This window comes from Paracoccus tegillarcae (assembly GCF_002847305.1).
GTDB classification, from domain to species: domain Bacteria; phylum Pseudomonadota; class Alphaproteobacteria; order Rhodobacterales; family Rhodobacteraceae; genus Paracoccus; species Paracoccus tegillarcae.
In genome coordinates this window covers 1,082,982-1,102,455 of the sequence record NZ_CP025408.1, presented here as the reverse complement: position 1 = coordinate 1,102,455, position 19,474 = coordinate 1,082,982, and the positions used below count along the sequence as shown (strand labels likewise).

19 protein-coding genes are annotated in these 19,474 nt (G+C 62.6%); 9 read left to right on the top strand and 10 right to left on the bottom strand.

All coding sequences use genetic code 11. From position 1 onward, the window contains the following. Positions 1–58 precede the first annotated feature (58 nt). Positions 59–1,225 carry a M20 aminoacylase family protein gene (locus CUV01_RS05530; RefSeq protein ID WP_101459599.1) on the top strand — a complete coding sequence of 389 codons (1,167 nt, stop codon included), beginning with the start codon at positions 59–61 and terminating at the stop codon, positions 1,223–1,225. A 35-nt stretch (positions 1,226–1,260) separates the two neighbouring features. Here CUV01_RS05530 and CUV01_RS05525 read toward each other — a convergent pair whose 3' ends face one another. Continuing rightward, positions 1,261–2,211, bottom strand: a complete 951-nt coding sequence (locus CUV01_RS05525; RefSeq protein WP_101459598.1) for a 1-phosphofructokinase family hexose kinase — start codon at positions 2,209–2,211, stop codon at positions 1,261–1,263. Continuing rightward, on the bottom strand, positions 2,208–2,615 hold the full coding sequence (locus CUV01_RS05520; protein ID WP_101459597.1) for a metallopeptidase family protein: 408 nt from the start codon (positions 2,613–2,615) through the stop codon (positions 2,208–2,210). The genes CUV01_RS05525 and CUV01_RS05520 overlap by 4 nt, the downstream gene beginning before the upstream one ends. A gap of 76 nt (positions 2,616–2,691) precedes the next feature. Here CUV01_RS05520 and gltX point away from each other — a divergent pair, with 76 nt between their 5' ends. Next, positions 2,692–4,017 (top strand): glutamate--tRNA ligase, encoded by a 1,326-nt coding sequence (gene gltX / locus CUV01_RS05515; protein WP_101459596.1) that lies wholly within the window; start codon positions 2,692–2,694, stop codon positions 4,015–4,017. Here the strand turns inward: gltX and CUV01_RS05510 are convergent, their stop codons facing one another. Then, positions 4,018–4,584, bottom strand: a complete 567-nt coding sequence (locus tag CUV01_RS05510) for a dual specificity protein phosphatase family protein (RefSeq protein WP_101459595.1) — start codon at positions 4,582–4,584, stop codon at positions 4,018–4,020. It lies immediately after the preceding gene. Positions 4,585–4,750: 166 nt separating this feature from the next. On the opposite strand from CUV01_RS05510, the gene zapE reads away from it, so the two are divergent. Beyond that, positions 4,751–5,869, top strand: coding sequence for a cell division protein ZapE (gene zapE / locus CUV01_RS05505; RefSeq protein WP_101459594.1), 1,119 nt, complete (start codon positions 4,751–4,753; stop codon positions 5,867–5,869). Positions 5,870–5,893: 24 nt separating this feature from the next. Here the strand turns inward: zapE and CUV01_RS05500 are convergent, their stop codons facing one another. Both CUV01_RS05500 and accD read right to left on the bottom strand, forming a co-directional pair. After that, a complete protein-coding gene (locus CUV01_RS05500) occupies positions 5,894–7,165 on the bottom strand; it encodes a bifunctional folylpolyglutamate synthase/dihydrofolate synthase (RefSeq protein WP_101459593.1) in 1,272 nt (423 codons plus the stop codon). A 57-nt stretch (positions 7,166–7,222) separates the two neighbouring features. Continuing rightward, the gene (gene accD, locus CUV01_RS05495; RefSeq protein WP_101459592.1) at positions 7,223–8,152 is read right to left on the bottom strand and encodes an acetyl-CoA carboxylase, carboxyltransferase subunit beta; all 930 of its coding nucleotides are present in this window, start codon (positions 8,150–8,152) and stop codon (positions 7,223–7,225) included. Between the two features lie 85 nt (positions 8,153–8,237). On the opposite strand from accD, the gene cls reads away from it, so the two are divergent. From cls to CUV01_RS05465, 6 genes are all read left to right on the top strand, one after another. Further along, positions 8,238–9,665, top strand: a complete 1,428-nt coding sequence (gene cls / locus CUV01_RS05490) for a cardiolipin synthase (protein ID WP_101459591.1) — start codon at positions 8,238–8,240, stop codon at positions 9,663–9,665. A gap of 111 nt (positions 9,666–9,776) precedes the next feature. Further along, entirely contained in the window at positions 9,777–11,513 is a 1,737-nt protein-coding gene (gene ilvD, locus CUV01_RS05485; protein WP_101459590.1) for a dihydroxy-acid dehydratase, read from the top strand. A gap of 63 nt (positions 11,514–11,576) precedes the next feature. Then, the gene (locus CUV01_RS05480; RefSeq protein WP_157994780.1) at positions 11,577–12,194 is read left to right on the top strand and encodes a DUF6478 family protein; all 618 of its coding nucleotides are present in this window, start codon (positions 11,577–11,579) and stop codon (positions 12,192–12,194) included. A gap of 106 nt (positions 12,195–12,300) precedes the next feature. After that, the gene (gene nspC / locus CUV01_RS05475) at positions 12,301–13,407 is read left to right on the top strand and encodes a carboxynorspermidine decarboxylase (RefSeq protein WP_101459588.1); all 1,107 of its coding nucleotides are present in this window, start codon (positions 12,301–12,303) and stop codon (positions 13,405–13,407) included. A 38-nt stretch (positions 13,408–13,445) separates the two neighbouring features. Beyond that, positions 13,446–14,678 carry a saccharopine dehydrogenase family protein gene (locus tag CUV01_RS05470; RefSeq protein ID WP_101459587.1) on the top strand — a complete coding sequence of 411 codons (1,233 nt, stop codon included), beginning with the start codon at positions 13,446–13,448 and terminating at the stop codon, positions 14,676–14,678. 119 nt (positions 14,679–14,797) lie between these two features. Beyond that, complete coding sequence (locus CUV01_RS05465; RefSeq protein WP_101459586.1) at positions 14,798–16,141, top strand: AI-2E family transporter; 1,344 nt, start codon at positions 14,798–14,800, stop codon at positions 16,139–16,141. A 26-nt stretch (positions 16,142–16,167) separates the two neighbouring features. Here CUV01_RS05465 and CUV01_RS05460 read toward each other — a convergent pair whose 3' ends face one another. The 5 genes from CUV01_RS05460 to pgsA form a co-directional block, all read right to left on the bottom strand. Then, complete coding sequence (locus CUV01_RS05460; RefSeq protein ID WP_101459585.1) at positions 16,168–17,538, bottom strand: glutamate--cysteine ligase; 1,371 nt, start codon at positions 17,536–17,538, stop codon at positions 16,168–16,170. Between the two features lie 70 nt (positions 17,539–17,608). Continuing rightward, positions 17,609–18,106 (bottom strand): hypothetical protein, encoded by a 498-nt coding sequence (locus CUV01_RS05455; protein ID WP_101459584.1) that lies wholly within the window; start codon positions 18,104–18,106, stop codon positions 17,609–17,611. A gap of 40 nt (positions 18,107–18,146) precedes the next feature. Further along, the gene (locus CUV01_RS05450) at positions 18,147–18,581 is read right to left on the bottom strand and encodes a molybdenum cofactor biosynthesis protein MoaE (protein ID WP_101459583.1); all 435 of its coding nucleotides are present in this window, start codon (positions 18,579–18,581) and stop codon (positions 18,147–18,149) included. Positions 18,582–18,585: 4 nt separating this feature from the next. Next, positions 18,586–18,831, bottom strand: coding sequence for a molybdopterin converting factor subunit 1 (gene moaD, locus CUV01_RS05445; RefSeq protein WP_198731916.1), 246 nt, complete (start codon positions 18,829–18,831; stop codon positions 18,586–18,588). Continuing rightward, complete coding sequence (pgsA, locus tag CUV01_RS05440; protein WP_101459581.1) at positions 18,827–19,459, bottom strand: CDP-diacylglycerol--glycerol-3-phosphate 3-phosphatidyltransferase; 633 nt, start codon at positions 19,457–19,459, stop codon at positions 18,827–18,829. The genes moaD and pgsA overlap by 5 nt, the downstream gene beginning before the upstream one ends. Positions 19,460–19,474: the final 15 nt, after the last annotated feature.

The window sequence follows — 19,474 nt, the reverse complement described above, 5'->3', positions numbered from 1 at the left end:
CACAGACCCTTTGCAGGGGCGGCAGAAAAGTTTACTCTGTTGCGGAAGGAGATCAGTCATGCCGCCGAAGAACCGATTTGCCGAGTTGCTGCCCGAAATCACTGCGTGGCGGCGCGATTTTCACGAGCATCCTGAACTGTTGTATGAGGTGCATCGCACCGCCGGCCGCGTCGCAGATCTGCTGCGCGACTTCGGCGTGGATGAGGTGACCGAAGGCATTGGGCAGACCGGCGTGGTTGGCGTCATCAAGGGCAAGACCGATACGCAAGGCCGCGTGATCGGGTTGCGCGCCGATATGGATGCGCTGCCGATCATCGAACAGACCGGCGTTGACTATGCTTCCAAGACACCGGGCAAGATGCATGCATGCGGCCATGACGGGCACACGGCGATGCTGCTGGGCGCGGCGAAATATCTGGCCGAGACGCGTAATTTTGACGGAACCGCCATCGTGATTTTCCAGCCCGCCGAAGAAGGCGGCGCGGGCGGCCGCGCGATGCTGGAGGACGGGCTGGTCGATCGCTGGGGCATTCAGGAATTTTACGGGATGCACAACATGCCGGGCATGGCGGTGGGGCAGTTCTCGATCCGGCCCGGCGCGATGATGGCGGCGGCGGATCAGTTCGACATCACGCTGACCGGCAAGGGCGGCCATGCTGCCAAGCCGCATGAGTGCATCGACACGACCTTGACCGCCGCGCAGATCATTGTGGCGCTGCAATCCATTGTGTCGCGGAATATCGACCCACTGAAGAATGCGGTGGTGTCGACCTGCGTGGTCGAGACGGATTCGAGCGCGCATAACGTCATCCCGCAAGTGGTCAAGCTGAAAGGCACAGCACGCAGCCTCGAGGCCGGGGTGCGCGATCAGTTGGAAGAGGGCATCACCCGCGTCGCGACCAATGTAGCGGCGGCCATGGGGGCACATGCCGATGTCGATTATCAGCGCGGTTATCCGGTCACCATGAACAACGAAGAGGCGACGGACTGGGCCGCTGACGTGGCACGCGGCATCTCTGGCGATGTCGATATGGAGATGCAGCCGATGATGGGCGGCGAGGATTTCAGTTTCATGCTGAACGAACGCCCCGGCGCCTATATCTGGGTCGGCAATGGCGACACCGCGATGGTTCATCACCCTGCCTATAATTTCAACGACGACGCGATCCCCGCAGGCAGCAGTTGGTATGCCGGCATGATCGAGGCGCGGATGCCGGCCGCCTAATCGAAGAACCGCATAACGCCCCTCAAGCCAACGGCCTAAAGCCGCGTCACCACACGTTCTTCGTAAAGCTGCCAGACATCCTTGGCGTGGCAAAGCTCGGTCGCGGGTGTCATGCAGGCGGCGGATGCGGCAGCGGCACCAAGCGCCAGCGCCTGATCGACCGGCTGGTTTTGCGCGGTCGCGCGCAGGAACCCGGCGACAAAGCTGTCGCCCGCGCCCACGGCACTGACGACCGGCACTTTCGCCGCCTCGGCATGCCAGCAGCCGTCCTGTCCGGCGATCACCGAGCCATCGGCGCCGCGCGCCACGATCACCGCGTGGGCCACGCCATCCCTTACCAGCCCGGCGGCGAATGCGGCGCTGTCGCTGCGCAGCGGCAGATCGCGCCCTGCAAGGTCCTGCGCCTCGTGGCTGTCCATCCGCAACACATCGACCGGCGTGGATGAGGCCGCAATGGCCCGCAAAGCCTCGCCTGAGGTGTCGACCAGCAGTCGCGCGGCGCTGTCTTTCAGCCGCACCGCCAGCATTTGTGCGAAACCGGCGGGGACGCCCGGCGGGTTCGATCCTGACAGCACCACCCAGCCACCGGCGCGGGCGGCCTCGGCGATGGCGGACATGGCATCGGCCACATTGGCGCGGTGCCACTCCGGCCCCGGCAGCACAAAGCGGAACTGCTTGCCGCTGGCGCGATCGGTGACGGCCAGCGACTGCCGCGTTTCACCCGGCGCGGTAAGGCGCATCACCTTGAGGCCATCAGCCTTAAGCAGCTCTGCGATCCGCGTGCCGGTCGCACCACCCAAAGCCACCAGTGCCGCCGAGGTGCCGCCCAGGATGCGGATGGCGCGGCTGACATTGATGCCACCGCCCCCGGGATCGACCAACGGCTTGTCGCAGCGCAGTTTGAGTTCCGGGCGCACCTCATCGGCGGCGGTGGACAGATCCAGCGCCGGGTTCAGGGTGATGGTCAGGATCGGGTCCTGGGTCATTCCCACCACCTGTCGATCCGGGCGATATCGTCGTCCGACCAGCCGAAGTGATGCGCCAATTCATGGACCACGATATGACCGACCAGATCGCCAAGCGTCACATTGCCCCGGCTTGCCCATTCGTCCAGGATCGCGCGGCGGAACAGCCAGATGATATCCGGCCCGCCCGGCTGATCCGCGACCGATTTTTCGGTCATCGGAATGCCCTCGTAAAGCCCCGTCAGTTCCAGCGGGTCGTCGATCTGCAATTCGTCCAGAATGTCATCGGGCGCAAAATCGGCCACCTGCACGGCGACATCTTTCGCGGGTCCGGCAAAGGCCTCGGGCAGCATGGCCATCGCCGCGCGGGCCATCGCCTCGATTTCTGCCACGTCGGGGGCGGTCAGATCAGTCAAATCGGCCATTGGATACCTCGCTTCCTTGCCCTCATATGGACAAAATCCAGCCTTTGTGAAAGAGCGGGCGCAACAGGAGACAGCCATGACCACCACTCGTTTCGCCCCTTCGCCGACCGGCAACATCCATGTGGGCAATCTGCGCACCGCGCTGTTCAACTATCTGATCGCCAAGAAGGCCGGGGGCAGTTTCATCCTGCGCCTCGACGATACCGATCAGGAACGCAGCAAGGAAGAATATGTCGATGGCATCAAGCGCGATCTGGAATGGCTGGGCCTGACATGGGATCGGGTCGAGCGGCAGTCGCTGCGCCTTGACCGCTATCGCGAGACTGCCCAGCAACTGCGCGACAGTGGCCGGCTGTACGAGGTGTTCGAAACCCCGACCGAACTGGACCTCAAGCGCAAGAAGCTGCTGAACATGGGCAAGCCGCCGGTCTATGACCGCGCTGGTCTGAACCTGTCGGATGCCGACAAGGACCGCCTGCGGTCCGAGGGGCGCGAGGGTTACTGGCGCTTTCGTCTGGATCATGAGCGGATCGAATGGAACGATGGCATCCTTGGCGATATCTCGATTGATGCTGCCTCGGTCAGCGATCCGGTGCTGATCCGCGCGGATGGGCAGGTTCTGTATACCTTTGCCTCTTCGGTTGACGATACCGATATGGGTGTCACCGACATCGTGCGCGGCGCGGATCACGTGACCAACACGGCGACCCAGATCCAGATCATCGAGGCACTGGGTGGCACGCCGCCGAATTTTGCCCATCACAGCCTGCTGACCGGCGCGCAAGGCGAAGAGCTGTCGAAACGGCTTGGCACCCTGTCGCTGCGCGATCTGCGCGAGGCGGGCGTCGCACCAGAGGCGCTGTTGTCGCTGATGGCGCGGCTTGGTTCCAGCCAGCCGGTCGAATTGCGCATGTCGCTGGAAGAGATCGCCGAAGGTTTCGAGCCGTCGCAATTCGGCGCCTCGCCCACCAAGTTCGATCCCGAGGATCTGTGGCCGCTGACGCGCGAACGCAATCAGGCGCTGTCCTTTGATGCGGTCAAGGATCGGATCGCGGCGCTTGGCGTGCCGGATGACCTGGCCGAGCGGTTCTGGCGCGTGGCCAGCCAGAATATCACCAAGCTGGACGATCTGGCCGGCTGGTGGACGATCTTCAGCAAGGGTGCCGAGCCGCAGATCGACCCCGAGGACGCGAAGTTCATTGCCGAGGCCATGACCCTGCTGCCGCCGCCGCCCTATACCGACGCCACCTGGAGCGAATTCACCACGCAGGTGAAAGAGGCAACGGGCCGCAAGGGCAAAGGGCTGTTCATGCCGCTGCGCAAGGCGCTGACCGGGCAGGCGCATGGGCCCGAGATGTCCGATGTGATGCCGCTGTTGCAGGTCGTGCGCGCACGCGGCTGATCAGCTGCGGGGGTACCCCAGCCACGGCTCGATCCGTTCCCATGTTTCGTCCATCGGCCAGGCCGCGCTGATCCACGGAATGCCGATATGGCCATAACGCGGCGACAGCTGCCATTCCGCGGACAACTCGCTGCCGCCCTCTATCCCGGCGACGTAGAGCGCCGCCGCCAGCCCCGTACGGTCTGCGCCGGCCTGACAATGGATCAGCATCGGTTTGGGGGCGTCGCGCATGATCTGTATCAGTTGCTGCGCTTCGGGGCCGGTCAGCTCCTGGCTGGCCGACATACGAAAGTTGATATGCGTGATGCCCAGCTTGTCTGCCGTGGCAACCTCGGCGTCATACCAATCCGTGCCTTCGTTTTCACCCCGCAGGTTCAGGACCGAAGCGATGCCGTGTTCGGCGGTCCACTCGACCAGCTTTTCCGGCCCCATCTGCGCGGCACGGTAGGCTTGGCCTGGGGTGATGGCATGAAAATTTCCGCTGACCTTCAGATAGGCGAGAAAGGCGATCATGCAGACCAGCGCCACGCCTGATATCTTGGCGGTTCGGATGATAAGTCGCCGCATGTGCCTGCCTTCTCGTGTGATTTTCCGGTCTTATAGGCCCAACGCGAACGGGCGGCTATCACAAGCGCTTGATTGCCCTGATAGATTTCGCTCTGGCTGCGGTGCTCTGTGCAGTGGAAATCCTCTGTGATAGTTCAGTGGCTGGAATACCAGAAATCACCGGGGGATGGGTGTGACAAGCGTATCTGATCTGTATCGCGAGCGCGTCAAGGCAGGGCTGCTGCGCGAGGATGAGGCGCAGGCGCAGGTCCTGCCTCTGATGGATGCGGTCGTGGACTCGCTGCAGGACCAGCCCGCCGCCAGCACAAACGGCGGCTGGCGCAGTTGGTTTGGCGGCGGCCAGGCGGATGCGGCACCGGCAGACGGGTCGCAGGGTCTTTATCTGTGGGGCGGTGTCGGGCGGGGCAAGTCCATGTTGATGGATCTGATCGTCGATGCGGCCCCGATCGAGGCGAAGCGGCGCGTGCATTTTCACGAATTCATGCAGGAAATTCAGACCGGGCTAGAGGCCGCGCGCAAACGTGGTGATCAGGATACGGTCCGTCCGGTCGCGCAAGAGGTTGCCGCCTCGGTCCGGTTGCTATGCTTTGACGAGATGCAGATCACCGACATTGCCGATGCCATGATTGTCGGGCGGCTTTTCCAGGTCCTGTTCGAAGAGGGCGTGGTGATCGTAACCACATCGAACCGCACGCCGGATGATTTGTACAAACACGGGTTGAACCGCCAGCTTTTCCTGCCCTTCATCAAGCTGTTGAAGGAAAGGATGCAGGTGGTGGAACTGGCCAGCCCGACCGATTACCGGCAGGGCAGGGCCGCCGGCGGTCAGGTCTGGTTCTCCCCCGCCAATGCCGAGGCGCGGGCAGCCATGGATGCCACCTGGGCCGATTTGACGGGCGGCGCGACCCCCGCACCGCGCGAGATAGAGGTCAAGGGGCGCAAGGTCATCCTGCCCAAATGCGCCGATCGTGTCGGCCGCGCCAGTTTCTGGGATCTTTGCGGACAGCCGCTAGGCCCGGCTGACTATCTGGCGATCACGCGCGAGGTCGATGTGCTGATGATCGACGCGATCCCCCGCCTGAGCATGTCGAATTACAACGAGGCCAAGCGCTTTGTGACGCTGATCGACACGCTCTACGAGGCCAAGCTCAAACTGATCGCCAGTGCCGCGGATGAGCCAGAGCAGCTGTATAACGAGGGCGAAGGCAGCTTTGAATTCGAGCGCACGACAAGCCGGCTGCGCGAAATGCAGGACGCGGCCTGGGGTGCGCGCGCCGCTGGTTGAACGGCCTATCTGTGGCGGTTTCCGTCAGCTATTGTCGCGTAGCACACGGCCGGCGAGATACAATGATCCGCAGATGAGGATTCTGCATTGCGGCTGGTTGCTTGCGATCAGACGTATGGCGCTTTCGCAATCCGCCGCCGTTGTTGCCGCAAGGCCCACTGAGCGCGCAGCATCTGCGGTCACGTCGGCGGGCAGGGTGTTCGCCTCGCCCGGAATCGCGACGGCAGTCAGGCTGTCCGCCTGCCTTGCGAGGGGGCGCATGTAGCCGGTGACATCCTTGGTGTTCAACATTCCGCAGACCAGGTGAGTGGGTCGCTTGGGCATCGTGGCCAGCGTATCGGCGACGGCCTGACCGCCTGCGGGGTTATGGCCGCCATCCAGCCACAGCTCGGCCTGCGGGCCGGCGGCATCGACCAGCGGGCCGCTTTTCAGCCGCTGCATACGGGCGGGCCATTCTGCGCGGGTCACGGCCGCCACCGCCTGATCCGGGCGTGCGCCAAGATCACGCAGCGCGGCCAGCGCGGTGCCGGCATTCTGGATCTGATGCGGGCCGGGCAGGTTGGGCAGCGGCAGATCCAGCAACCCGTTCTCATCCTGATAGACCAGCGCATCGCGTTCGCGCGACACGGTCCAGTGCTGACCTGCGATGGAAAGCGGCGCTGGCAGCCGGGCGGCGCGGTCCTCGATCACGGCAAGGGCCTCATCCGCCTGCGGCGCGACGATGCAGCGCACGCCGCGTTTAAGGATGCCCGCTTTTTCGCCAGCGATTTGCGGCAGGGTATCGCCCAGGAACTGGGTATGATCGATGCTGACCGGGGTGATGATTGTCAGGCGCGGGGTGTCGATGACATTGGTGCAATCCAACCGACCGCCCAGCCCAACCTCAAGCAGTGTATAATCGGCGGACACACGGGAAAACGCCAGGAACGCAGCCGCCGTGGTGATCTCGAAGAAGGTAACGGGTTCGCCGCCGTTTGCGGCCTCGCATTCCTCCAGCGTGGCTGCCAGCACGTCCTCGTCGATCAGAGTGCCGGCCAGGCGGATGCGTTCGTGAAATCGCGCAAGGTGCGGCGATGTATAGGCATGTACGCGGGCGCCACCTGCCTCCAGACCGGCGCGGATCATCGCCTGGGTGGATCCCTTGCCATTGGTGCCGGCGATGTGGATCACGGGCGGGATCTGCCGCTCGGGATTGCCGAGCGCGGTCAGCAGGCGGTGCATCCTATCCAGTGACAGGTCAATCACCTTCGGGTGCAGCGACATCAGGCGGTCTAGGATGGCGTCAGACTGGGACATGGATCAAGCCGAAGGTGTTGCCCCCGGACCCTCGGTAAATCTGGACACGAATGATGATCAGGCGCTTTTTTCCTGCGACGGCTGTGCCTTGGCGGGCTCGGTGTCGCCCGGCGGCGGCAATTCACCCATCACAGGCGCGGGCAGTCCAGTCATCATGCGCAGGATCGAAACCAGTTCCTCGCGCAGTTTCAGGCGATTGGTCACGCGGTCCAGCATCCCGTGTTCCAGCAGATATTCGGCGCGCTGGAAGCCCTCGGGCAGTTTTTCGCGGATGGTCTGTTCGATGACGCGGGGGCCGGCAAAGCAGATCAGGGCATTCGGCTCTGCGATCTGGACATCACCCAGCATCGCATAAGAGGCCGTCACGCCGCCGGTGGTCGGGTGGGTCAGCACGACGATATAGGGCAGCCCGGCCTCTTTCAGCATTTCGACCGCGACCGTGGTGCGCGGCATTTGCATCAGCGACAGGATACCCTCTTGCATGCGCGCGCCGCCGGCAGCCGAGAACAGCACCAGCGGGCGTTTCAGTTTTACAGCGCGTTCGGCGGCCGCGATGATGGCATTGCCTACATACATGCCCATGGAGCCGGCCATAAAGCTGAAATCCTGCGCGGCTGCGATAATCGGGGTGCGCCCGATCTCGCCCTCGGCAACCAGCATCGCCTCTTTTTCGCCGGTGGTCTTTTGCGCCGCTTTCATCCGCTCGGGATATTTCTTCTGATCGCGGAAATTCAGCGGGTCGGCGACCGGATCGGGAACCTTGACCTCGACGAATACACCGCCGTCGAACAGGCCGTTGAACCGTTCGCGCGGTGTGATCGGAAGGTGATGATCGCAGTTCGAACAGACATTCAGGTTGTCGGCCAGTTCACGGTGGAACAGCATGGTTCCGCATTCGGGGCATTTCGTCCACAGATTTTCGGGCACTTCGCGGCGCGAAAACAACGAGTTGATCCGGGGACGGACGTAGTTCGTGATCCAGTTCATCGCACGGGCCCTTGCAGTTTCAAGCACCAAATAGGCCCCAAGGAAGGGAATTGCAATTGCCCGCCCGCCCGTGGATGATGTGCGAATGTGGCCGACCGCCTTCCTGTTTCTGCATAATGTTGCCGCGCTGATCGTCGTGGCACGCGTCTTGATTCGGTCGCGGATGGATCCGTCGGTGCGTCTGGCATGGATCATGATCGTCGAGGCGATCCCGATCGTGGGGATTGTCGCCTATCTGTTGTTCGGCGAGGTGCGGATGCGTCAGGCCGAAGTCCAGAAGATGTCCGACGTGCGCGACAGGCTGACCGGCCTGCGCAAGCCCTCACCTCAGGTCGTCGATCAGCCGCCGCGCCGGCTGGAACCGGTCTTTGCCGTCAATCAATCGGTTGGCGGCATGCCTGCCGTCACCGGAAACGCGCTGACGCTGCTGTCAGAGCATGATGACGCCATCGACCCGATGGTTGACGCCATCGACAGCGCGCAGGACCATATTCACATCGTTTTCTATATCTGGCTGCCAGACGAAAGCGGCGCCCGTGTTGCCGAGGCGATTGAACGTGCCGCGCAGCGGGGTGTGGCCTGTCGGATCATCATCGACCAATACGGATCGCGGCTGTTTTCGCGCTCGCCTCTGTGGCAGCGGATGCAGGATGCCGGCGCCGAATGTGTCACGGCGTTCCCCTGGGGCCTGCCGTTCATCAGCCTGCTGTTCCAGCGGCTGGATCTGCGCAATCACCGCAAGATCATGGTCGTGGACAACCGCATCGCCTTTACCGGCAGCCGCAACTGCGCCGACATGGCCTTTTTCACCAAGCCGAAATACGCGCCTTGGGTCGATATCCTTGTTTCCGTCGAAGGTCCGGTCGTGCGGCAGTTGCAGGCCGTCTTCCTCAGCGACTGGATGAGCTATTCCGGCGTTGATCTGGGCGAGATGCTGACCATGGTGCCGGCTGTGGCCGATCCCGGTCTGGTGGCGCAGGTGGTGGCGACAGGCCCCGACCGGCGGGCCGGATCGATCTCTGATTGCCTGTCGACGATGATCCACAATGCGCGCGAAGAAATCGTGCTGACCACGCCCTACTATGTCCCCGACGTGGCGCTGGACGCGGCGATCCGTTCGGCCGCGCGGCGCGGGGTCGAAGTGACGATGATCCTGCCTGAACGCAACGATTCGCTGATCGTCGCGGCGGCCAGCGAGGGGTTCTATCACGGTCTGCTGCGTGCGGGCGTACGGTTGTATCTGTTCAAGCCCGGCCTGCTGCATTCCAAGATCACCACCGTTGACGGTCGTTACGCCATGATCGGCAGCGCCAATCTGGATCGCCGCAGCTTCGAGCTGAATTACGAGGTCAATATGGCCGTCTATGACCGTGACATGACCGAAGAACTCAATCAGCGGCAGGCCACCTATGTTGAACGCTCGGTCGAGCTGACGCTGGATGAGGTACGCGACTGGGGCATTTTCCGGCGCATCCGCAACAATCTTCTGGCGCTGGCATCGCCGCTGCTGTGATCGCGGTCCTTGGGCGGATCTGCATGGATTTTCCGCCAACCCCGCACTTGCCCCGCCCCTCGCCTGCAATTAAGCCGAGAAAAGCCATAATCTGTCAGCTTGAGGTTCGCCATGTCGTCCAATCGCCGCTTTGACAAATCGAAGCTTCCCAGCCGTCATGTCACCGAAGGGCCAGAGCGCGCGCCTCATCGCAGCTATTTCTACGCGATGGGGATCAGTGACGAAGAAATTCACAGCCCCTGGGTCGGCGTTGCCACCTGCTGGAACGAAGCCGCACCGTGCAATATCGCGCTGAACCGTCAGGCGCAGTCGGTCAAGCAAGGCGTGAAGAAGGGCGGCGGTTGCCCGCGTGAATTCACCACCATCACCGTGACCGACGGCATCGCCATGGGCCACGAGGGCATGCGCTCGTCGCTGGCTTCGCGCGATGCGATTGCCGATACGGTGGAACTGACCATGCGCGGCCATTGCTATGACGCGCTGGTGGGTCTTGCCGGATGTGACAAGTCGCTGCCGGGTATGATGATGGCGATGGTGCGGCTGAACGTGCCATCGGTGTTCATCTATGGCGGCTCGATCCTGCCGGGCAAGCTGAACGGCAAGGATGTGGTCGTGCAGGACGTGTTCGAGGCCGTGGGCCAGCACGCCGCCGGCAATATGACGGATGCCGAACTGGAAATTCTGGAACGCGTGGCTTGCCCGTCTGCCGGCGCCTGTGGCGGTCAGTACACCGCCAACACCATGGCCTGCGTGTCCGAGGCAATCGGTCTGGCGCTGATGAACAGCTCGGGCGCGCCTGCGCCTTATGAAAGCCGCGATCAGTATGGTCTGGCCTCGGGCGAGGCGGTGATGGAGTTGATCGAAAAGAACATCCGCGCCCGTGATGTCGTGACCCGCAAGGCGTTGGAAAACGCGGCGCGCGTGGTGGCCTGCACCGGTGGTTCGACCAATGGCGGGCTGCATCTGCCGGCCATCGCGCATGAGGCCGGGATTGATTTCGACCTGTTCGATGTCTGTGACATCTTCCGCGACACGCCCTATTTCGTGAACCTGCGTCCGGGCGGCGAATATGTCGCCAAGGACCTGTTCGAGGCAGGCGGCTTGCCGGTCGTCATGCGCGAACTGCGCAAGGTCGGGCTGATCCACGAAGACTGCATGACCGCCAGCGGCAAGACCATCGGCGAAGAACTTGATCTGGTCGACCGTGCCATTGACGGCAAGGTCATCCACGCGATCGAGACCCCAATCAGCAAGACCGGCGGCGTTGTCGGTTTGCGCGGCAATCTGGCCCCCGATGGGGCCATTGTGAAAGTCGCCGGCATGAGTGCGGAAGAGCAGGTCTTTACCGGTCCGGCCCGCGTCTTCGAAAGCGAAGAACTGGCCTTTGACGCCGTGCAAAAGCGCACCTACAAGGAAGGCGATGTGATCGTCATCCGCAACGAAGGCCCCGCAGGCGGCCCCGGCATGCGCGAGATGCTGTCGACCACGGCGGCCCTGTCCGGACAGGGCATGGGCAAGAAGGTCGCGCTGATCACCGACGGCCGCTTCAGCGGCGCGACGCGTGGTTTCTGCGTCGGCCATGTCGGCCCCGAGGCGGCGCATGGCGGCCCCATTGCGCTGTTGAAGGACGGCGACATGATCACGCTGGATGCGGTGAAGGGCGAGATAAGCGTCGATCTGTCCGATGATGAACTGGCCGCGCGCAAGGCCGATTGGAAGGGCGGGCGCAAGACCGACTATGCCAGCGGCGCGCTGTGGAAATATTCCCAGCTTGTGGGCGGTGCGCGTTACGGTGCCGTCACCCATCCGGGCGCTGAAAAGGAAACCCATGTGTATATGGACCAGTAGCGCGTCGTCTTGAGAGGGACCGCAATGCCGTCATGGTTTTCCAGGTTCCAGCCGCGGCGCGGTATGCGTGATCGAGTGAGCTCTGCCGATATGGCAGAGCTGTCACCCGAGACGTGCGCGCTGCCGCCCGGCACCGATTGGTCATGGCGCCCTGCGGTCCTGTCACAGGCGCTGCCTGACCCCGAGCATGTTGCGCCGGCTTCCGGGCGACGGTTGAGCGACGAGATGGCCTTGTGGCACGACTGCCCTGACAAGGCGCTGACCCTGCGGCAAAGGCCACAAACCGACGGCGCCCCTTTCGATCTGCTGCTGGAGGTACCGCGGTTCGGCGGCAGCTATCTGTCGGTATCCTTCGACTTGCCTGCGAGCGCGATGAATGGGCTGACCAGCGCCCATATCCTGCGATTGGCCACGGTGCTGCGCTCGCAAGAAGGGGCCAGCATCTACGCCAGACTGAACGTGACCCATGGTCCCAATACCGAAAACATCCTGCGTCATGTCGACCTGACACGGTCTGACCCAAGTGGTCGATATTTGGTCGAGTTCGATCTGGCGGGCACGGATCTGAACCAGAACAGGCTTGAAAAGATCTGGCTGGACCTGATCGTTGAACAGCCCCGGCTCGAGTCGGTGACGCTGGCTGAACTGGTCATGTCGCGGCATTTGCGCGCGAATTTCTAAACCTGCGCGGCACGCGTGACCTTGGCCTGACTGGTCAGAGGTTCCTTGAGAATCAAAGCCGTCCCGCCTATATCGCTGTTTCGCGTTCGAACCCAAAGGTTTCACCATGGCCGAGTTGCAGACCCCCTACTACCTGATCGACAAGGCCCGGCTGCGCGCCAATATGGAAAAGATTGCCTGGTTGCGTGAGCATTCGGGGGCCAGGGCGCTGCTGGCGCTGAAGTGCTTTGCCACCTGGTCGGCCTTTGACTTCATGCGCGAGTTCATGGACGGCACGACCTCGTCCAGCCTTTACGAACTGCGCCTGGGGGCCGAGGAATTCGGCGGCGAAACGCATGCCTATTCCGTGGCCTGGGCCGATCATGAGATCGACGAGGCCATTGGCCATGCCGACAAGATCATCTTCAACAGTCTTGGCCAGTTGGACCGTTTTGGCGACAAGGCGCGCGCCAAGGGCATTCAGGCCGGTCTGCGCCTGAACCCGCGCTTTTCGACCAGCGGTTTCGATCTGGCCGATCCCGCGCGCCCGTTCAGCCGTCTGGGCGAATGGGACATGCCGCGGCTGGAAGAGGCGCTCGACCGGATCAGTGGCGTCATGATCCATTATAATTGCGAGAACGGCGATTTCGATCTGTTCGACCAGCAACTGTCGCGGATCGAGGCAGAATTCGGCGGCTTTCTGGACCGGTTGGACTGGGTCAGCCTTGGCGGCGGCATCCACTTCACGGGCGAAGGCTATCCGTTGGACCGGCTGGCCACGCGGCTGCGCGAGTTTGCCGACAAGCACGGCGTTCAGGTCTATCTGGAACCCGGCGAGGCCAGCATCTCTGGCAGCGCCAGCCTTGAAGTCAGCGTGCTGGATGTCATCAACAACGGCAAGGATGTGGCCATCGTCGATAGCAGCATCGAGGCGCATATGCTGGATCTGCTGATCTATCGCGAAACGGCCAAACTGCCGCAATCGGGCGATCATGACTACCAGATCGCGGGCAAGACCTGCCTTGCCGGCGATATCTTTGGCGACGCCCGGTTCCCAGAGGCGTTGGCCGTGGGCGACCGTATCAGCATTGCAGATGCGGCCGGTTACACGATGGTCAAGAAGAACTGGTTCAATGGTGTCGCGATGCCCGCCATTGCGATCCGCGAGGAGGACGGAACGATCCGAGAGGTTCGCCGGTTTTCCTATGACGACTACAAGGGCAGCCTGTCCTGAGGCCCGCCCCCACCTCTGCCACCGGGAAGGAGACAGACTTGGCCGATAAGAAAAACCTGCTGATCATAGGCGCTGGCGGCGTCGCGCAAGTCACCGCGCACAAGGCCGCGCAATGGGCCAAGGAATTCGGCACGCTGCATATCGCCAGCCGCACGAAATCCAAGGCGGACGATATCGTCACAAGCCTGCGCGACAAGGGCCACAAGATGCCCTTCCAGACCTATGCGCTGGACGCGATGGACAGCAAGGCCGTCGCCGGTCTGATCCGCAAACTGGATGCCGGCGTGGTCATCAATGTAGGTTCGGCCTTTATCAACATGACCGTGCTGCAGGGCTGCATCGACGCCGGTGCCGCCTATATCGACACCGCGATCCATGAAGAGCCCGACAAGATCTGCGAAACGCCGCCTTGGTATGCGAACTACGAATGGAAGCGTCGCGAGGCTGTGGAAAAGGCTGGCATCACGGCGGTTCTGGGTGCGGGCTTTGATCCGGGCGTGGTGAATGCCTATGCCCGTTTCGCCGAGGATGAATATTTCGACAAGGTCGACAGCATCGATATCGTCGATATCAATGCCGGCAGCCACGGCAAATATTTCGCCACGAATTTCGATCCCGAGATCAATTTCCGCGAATTCACCGGCACGGTTTATGCCTGGCAGGGCGGCAAATGGACCGAGAACAAGATGTTCGAGGTCGGACGCGAATGGGATTTGCCCGTGGTTGGCAAGCAGACCGCCTATTTGTCCGGCCATGACGAAGTGCACAGCCTTTCGGCGCGATACAAGGATGCCGATGTGCGTTTCTGGATGGGGTTTGGGCCGCATTACATCAACGTCTTCACCGTGCTGCAATCGCTTGGCCTGCTGTCTGAGCAGCCGGTGAAAACCGCCGAGGGGCAAGAGGTCGTGCCGCTGAAACTGGTCAAGTCGGTGCTGCCCGATCCTGCCAGCCTGGCGCCGAATTACACCGGCAAGACCTGCATCGGCGATCTGGTCAAGGGCAAGGGGCCGGACGGCAAGGACGGCGAGGTGTTCATCTATAACGTCGCCGACCACAAGGATGCCTATAACGAGGTCGGATCGCAGGGCATCAGCTATACCGCCGGGGTGCCGCCGCTGGCTGCCGCAGTGCTGATTGCGCGGGGCGACTGGGACGTCAAACGCATGGCCAATGTCGAGGATCTGCCCGCGCGGCCGTTCCTGGAACTGCTGGGCGAAATGGGACTGCCCACGCGCGTCATCGACGCCACCGGGGATCACCCGATCTAAGACCGCAGTGATCGGGCTGACAAATATCATGTGATCATCTGGGCGAACGGCCGGAACTGCGACAGTTCCGGCCGCGTTTTCCTGTCTGACCAATCAGTCAAGGAAAGTGCTGCCCCAAGATGACCGACCATACGCCGCAGGATCAGCCTGAACTGCCCGACTCTCCCGAACCTGCGATCGTAAAGAATGTCTCGAACTGGGCGATCATCGGTATCTTTCTGATCGTGCTGTTCTGGTTCGTCTCTTATGCGCGCGCTTTCATGATGCCGGTCTCACTGGCGCTGCTGTTGTTTTTTGTCTTCATTCCGATCCGTCGTTTCCTTGAACGGTTCGGCGTTGGGGCGGCGGTCTCTGCCACGTTTATTACCCTCGGCATTCTGTTCACGGCTGGCGGCATTGGATTGATGGCCTCTGGCCCGATCTCTCAAATGATGGACGACGCGCCGCAGATATCGCAGCGGCTGGAGCAGCGGCTGACCGAAATTCGCGGAAACTTCCGTCAACTGGAAGAAGCCGCCGAAAAGCTGGATGAGGTCGCATCGGGCGGTGGCAGCAGCGATGATAGTGCTGCCGATGGCACCGTATCGGATACTCAGGTCTCCAGCGATGCCAGCGGTCAGGCCACGGTTGAAACGACCAATACCAGTGATCCGACTGGGGCACAGCCTTCCACGCAGCAGGTGAATGTTCAGGTGAATTCATCTGATGGGCCTTCGACCATGGGGCAGGCGCTGGCTTTGGGGCCAGCGGCATTCGGGCAGCTGATCTTTACGCTGGTGCTGTTGTTTTTCATGATTTCGTCGGGCGATCTGCTTTATCTGAAGATCGTGCAGGCCTTTGACAGTTTGGCTGACAAGCGCCGCGCCTATGTCGCATTGCGCGAGATAGAAGGATCACTGTCCACCTATCTGGGCGCGATCACGATCATCAACGCCGCGCTTGGCATCGCGATCGGGATCGCCATGTGGATCTGGGATATGCCCAGCCCGATGCTGTTTGGCCTTGCGGCATTCGTGCTGAACTTCATCCCTTATCTGGGCGCGATTGCGGGCGTCGTGCTGTCTGCGGTCGTGGCGCTGTTTGTGTATGATGATCTCTTCACGCCGCTCCTGGTGGCGGGCACCTATCTGGGCCTGACCTCGATCGAGGGCCAATTGATCACGCCCTATTTCGTCTCTCGCCGGCTGCAGCTGAACACGGTGGTGGTGTTCCTGACGGTCGCGATGTGGGCTTGGCTGTGGTCGGTGATCGGCATGATCGTCGCCGTGCCGATGCTCGTCGTGCTGCGCGTGCTGTCAGCACATGTGCCGGGGATGGAGAAGTTCGGCAACTTTCTGGCAGGCGATATTCCGGCCGAGCCAACCGACGAGTCCGAGGCCGCTGCTGCGCGCCGTCAGGCGCGTCGTGGCCGGATGAGCGACGACGAAATCAAGCGGGCGACGCAACGCGCGGTGGGGGACTGACGCCCCCCAACCACGCGCCGGCGCGATCAATAAGAGTATTCGTCGTAGATCCGGCTCAGGTCGCCCTGCCATTCGCCGTGATATTTCTCTAGCAGCTCATCGGCGGGGACTCTGCCGCTGTCGACGCTTTCCTTCAGGGCGTTCAGGAAATGGGTTTCGTCGGGCACCAGCCCGCCAGCACCCGGCATCGCGCGCGATTTCAGCCCGGATTCGGCGATGGCGACAACTTCGCGCGCCAGATCGTGCATCTTGATGCCGTTGACCTCGGCTTGCAGCGCATCACGGGCGGCGGCGACACGCAGGCCCTCGCGGGTCTCGTCGTCCCAGCCCTTGACCAGATCCCATGCCGCGTCCAGCGCACCCTGATCATAGGTCAGCCCGACCCATAGCGCGGGCAGGGCGCAAAGCCGCCGCCACGGGCCGCCATCGGCGCCGCGCATCTCGATGAATTTCTTTAGTCGCGCCTCGGGAAAGACGGTGGTCAGGTGATCGGCCCAATCGGACAGCGTTGCCAATTCGCCCGGCAATGCGGGCAGTTTCCCCTGCATGAAGTCGCGGAAGCTCTGGCCAAGCGCGTCGATATACTGACCGTCGCGATAGACGAAATACATAGGCACATCGAGGACGTAATCGACCCAACGCTCGTATCCAAAACCGTCCTCGAAGACAAAAGGCAGCATCCCGGTACGAGCTGCATCAAGGTTCTGCCAGATATGGCTGCGCCAGCTTTTGAAGCCGTTGGGCTTGCCGTCAAGGAAGGGGCTATTGGCAAAGAGCGCCGTGGCGACGGGCTGCAAGGCCAGCGCCACGCGCATCTTTTGCACCATGTCGGGTTCGGACCCGAAATCCAGGTTCACCTGCACCGTACAGGTGCGATACATCATCTGCGTGCCAAGCGTGCCCACCGTCCGCATATAGGGCGTCATCAGCGCATAGCGCCCCTTGGGCATCATCGGCATCTGGTCTTCGGACCAGATCGGCGCGGCGCCCAGACCCATGAACCCCGCGTCGATGCCCTCGGCGATGGATTGTACCTCTGCAAGATGCTGGTTCACCTCGTCGCAGGTCTGGTGGATCGTTTCCAGCGGGGCGCCCGACAGTTCCAGCTGTCCGCCCGGCTCCAGGCTGATATTGGCCATGCCGCGCACCAGGCCGATGATCTTGCCCTGCTCTTCGACGGGCGTCCAGCCGTGGCGCTGCGCCAGCCCCTCCAGCATTGCCTTGATCGAGCAGGCGCCGTCATAGGGCAGTGGCAGCTTGGCGCCCTTGCAATAGCCGAATTTCTCGTGCTCGGTCCCGATGCGCCAATCTTCGCGGGGCTTTTCGCCCGAGGCGAGATAGGCGGCCAGTTGGTCTCGGTGTTCGATCGGGCCGCCGCCCTGCTGTGGAATGGACATGGGATCGTGGCCTTTCGCTATCTTGCCGAAACCACAGGTGGCAACAGGGCCGGGGCAAGTCAACCCGCGATCAGGCAGGTCTCAGCCAAAGGGTGCGGGCGGCGCTGTCGGGTTGATGCAGCGCCGAGGCGATCTCGCCCATGCGGATGCCGGGCAGCGCGGCAAGGGCATCGGCCAGACTGTCGGCGCCGCTGGCGTTCAGCGGGATCAGCAGCGCCTGCCCATCGCGGGATTTCAGCCGCCAGTGCTGCTGCCCTGACAAGGGCAACAGCCGCAGCTCGGTCAGCTCGCGCAAGGCGATCTCTCCGCCCAGCAAACGTGCTCCGAAATAACGGATCACACCCTCGTCAATTTCGACGATGCCCGGGCCATCCGAGTTGCGGCGAAAAGGCAGCCGCCGCAATGCAGCCAACAGCCATGCCAGCGCGGCAAGCGCAAGCGCCAGGCCAAGTGCTGCAAAGAACCAGCCGCCCCAGCTTGCCAGCCATAGGCCGGTCAGCGTCGCCAGCAGCGCGACCAGCGGCTCGGACCAGCGTCTGGCGATTTGTGCGATCCGAGGCCGGATCATGGGCGGCCACCGTCGCTGAGCGTCGAAACGATCACGGCACTTACCATCGGTTCAGCGCGGCTTCGTCGCTATCCTTGGCATCGACCCATTCGCTGCTGCCATCAGGTCCGATTTCTCGCTTCCAGAAGGGTGCGCGGGATTTGAGCCAGTCCATCAGGTAATCGGCGGCCTCAAAGGCGGCACGGCGATGCCGGGCGGCGGTGGCAACCATCATGATCGGTTCGCCGACGTCTAGGCGGCCATGACGATGGATGATCCGCCAATCGGTCAGATCGAAACGGCGGGCTGCCTCGGCGCCATAGTCGTTGAGCGCGCGTTCCGTCATGCCGGGATAGTGTTCGATTTCCAGCCCGCGCATCTGCCCGGTGTCGTCGCGAACAAAGCCGGTAAAGGTGACCACGGCGCCTGCGCCATCGCCAAAGCCCAGCAATTCGGCGCCGCTGTCAAAAGCCTGGGTCTGGACGCGCGCTGACATCGGATCAGCCGCCGGTCATGGGCGGGAAGAACGCAACCTCGCGCGCGTTGCCAAGGGGGCTGTCCAGATCGACCAGTTGCTGATCCAGCGCGCATCGCACGGCGGCCATGTCCGCGAAGGCGGCTGCGTGCCATTCGTCGCGGGCGGCCAGTTCCGTGACCAGTTCGCGCACCGTCGCGGCGCTGGTCTCTATCTGTTCACGTGGCTGGCCGATACGTTCGCGCAGCCAGGCGAAATACAGGACCTCAATCGTCATGGCCGGGGTCCTTGAGATAGGGGCGCGCCTTGGCGAAGTAATCCCAGCCTGTCCAGGCCGTCAGCAGCGCCGCGACCCAGATCAGCAGCAGCCCAAGCCAGGTGGCCAGATCCGCCCAACTGGCGAAAAAGGGCAGCCGAGCCTCGCCCAGCAGGGGCGGGCGGCCATGTTCGACATAGGCCAGGCCGGTGCCCAGAAACAGAACCGCGATTGCGACCATCTGGAAGGTGGTCTTCCACTTGGCCATCTGCGTGACCTTGAGCAACTTTGCATTCGGGCCCAGGAATTCGCGCAGTCCCGAGACAAAGACCTCTCGGAACAGGATGATGGTCGCTGGCAGGATCAGCCAGGGGTTCATTCCCGAATAGCCGGTGATGACCACGATGGCGATCACCACCATGGCCTTGTCGGCAATCGGGTCCATGGCGGCGCCGAAGCGGCTTTCCTGTCCCCATGCCCGCGCCAGATATCCGTCGAACCAGTCGGTGATGGCCGCAACCAGAAACAGGACCAAAGCCGCCAGATCCGCCCAGGGCCGATGAAAGTACAGAAACATCAACGGCACCCCAGGGGCGGCGAAAAGCCTGAGGATCGTCAGGATATTGGGCAAGGTCCAGCGCATGCGCGCAAGCTAATC

What these genes read in the sequence shown, in the direction of transcription:
- CUV01_RS05530 (WP_101459599.1), top strand. Translation starts at nt 59, where the DNA reads ATGCCGCCGAAGAACCGATTTGCCGAGTTGCTGCCCGAAATCACTGCG.
- CUV01_RS05525 (WP_101459598.1), bottom strand. Translation starts at nt 2,211, where the DNA reads ATGACCCAGGACCCGATCCTGACCATCACCCTGAACCCGGCGCTGGAT.
- CUV01_RS05520 (WP_101459597.1), bottom strand. Translation starts at nt 2,615, where the DNA reads ATGGCCGATTTGACTGATCTGACCGCCCCCGACGTGGCAGAAATCGAG.
- gltX (WP_101459596.1), top strand. Translation starts at nt 2,692, where the DNA reads ATGACCACCACTCGTTTCGCCCCTTCGCCGACCGGCAACATCCATGTG.
- CUV01_RS05510 (WP_101459595.1), bottom strand. Translation starts at nt 4,584, where the DNA reads ATGCGGCGACTTATCATCCGAACCGCCAAGATATCAGGCGTGGCGCTG.
- zapE (WP_101459594.1), top strand. Translation starts at nt 4,751, where the DNA reads ATGGGTGTGACAAGCGTATCTGATCTGTATCGCGAGCGCGTCAAGGCA.
- CUV01_RS05500 (WP_101459593.1), bottom strand. Translation starts at nt 7,165, where the DNA reads ATGTCCCAGTCTGACGCCATCCTAGACCGCCTGATGTCGCTGCACCCG.
- accD (WP_101459592.1), bottom strand. Translation starts at nt 8,152, where the DNA reads ATGAACTGGATCACGAACTACGTCCGTCCCCGGATCAACTCGTTGTTT.
- cls (WP_101459591.1), top strand. Translation starts at nt 8,238, where the DNA reads ATGTGGCCGACCGCCTTCCTGTTTCTGCATAATGTTGCCGCGCTGATC.
- ilvD (WP_101459590.1), top strand. Translation starts at nt 9,777, where the DNA reads ATGTCGTCCAATCGCCGCTTTGACAAATCGAAGCTTCCCAGCCGTCAT.
- CUV01_RS05480 (WP_157994780.1), top strand. Translation starts at nt 11,577, where the DNA reads ATGCGTGATCGAGTGAGCTCTGCCGATATGGCAGAGCTGTCACCCGAG.
- nspC (WP_101459588.1), top strand. Translation starts at nt 12,301, where the DNA reads ATGGCCGAGTTGCAGACCCCCTACTACCTGATCGACAAGGCCCGGCTG.
- CUV01_RS05465 (WP_101459586.1), top strand. Translation starts at nt 14,798, where the DNA reads ATGACCGACCATACGCCGCAGGATCAGCCTGAACTGCCCGACTCTCCC.
- CUV01_RS05460 (WP_101459585.1), bottom strand. Translation starts at nt 17,538, where the DNA reads ATGTCCATTCCACAGCAGGGCGGCGGCCCGATCGAACACCGAGACCAA.
- CUV01_RS05455 (WP_101459584.1), bottom strand. Translation starts at nt 18,106, where the DNA reads ATGATCCGGCCTCGGATCGCACAAATCGCCAGACGCTGGTCCGAGCCG.
- CUV01_RS05450 (WP_101459583.1), bottom strand. Translation starts at nt 18,581, where the DNA reads ATGTCAGCGCGCGTCCAGACCCAGGCTTTTGACAGCGGCGCCGAATTG.
- pgsA (WP_101459581.1), bottom strand. Translation starts at nt 19,459, where the DNA reads ATGCGCTGGACCTTGCCCAATATCCTGACGATCCTCAGGCTTTTCGCC.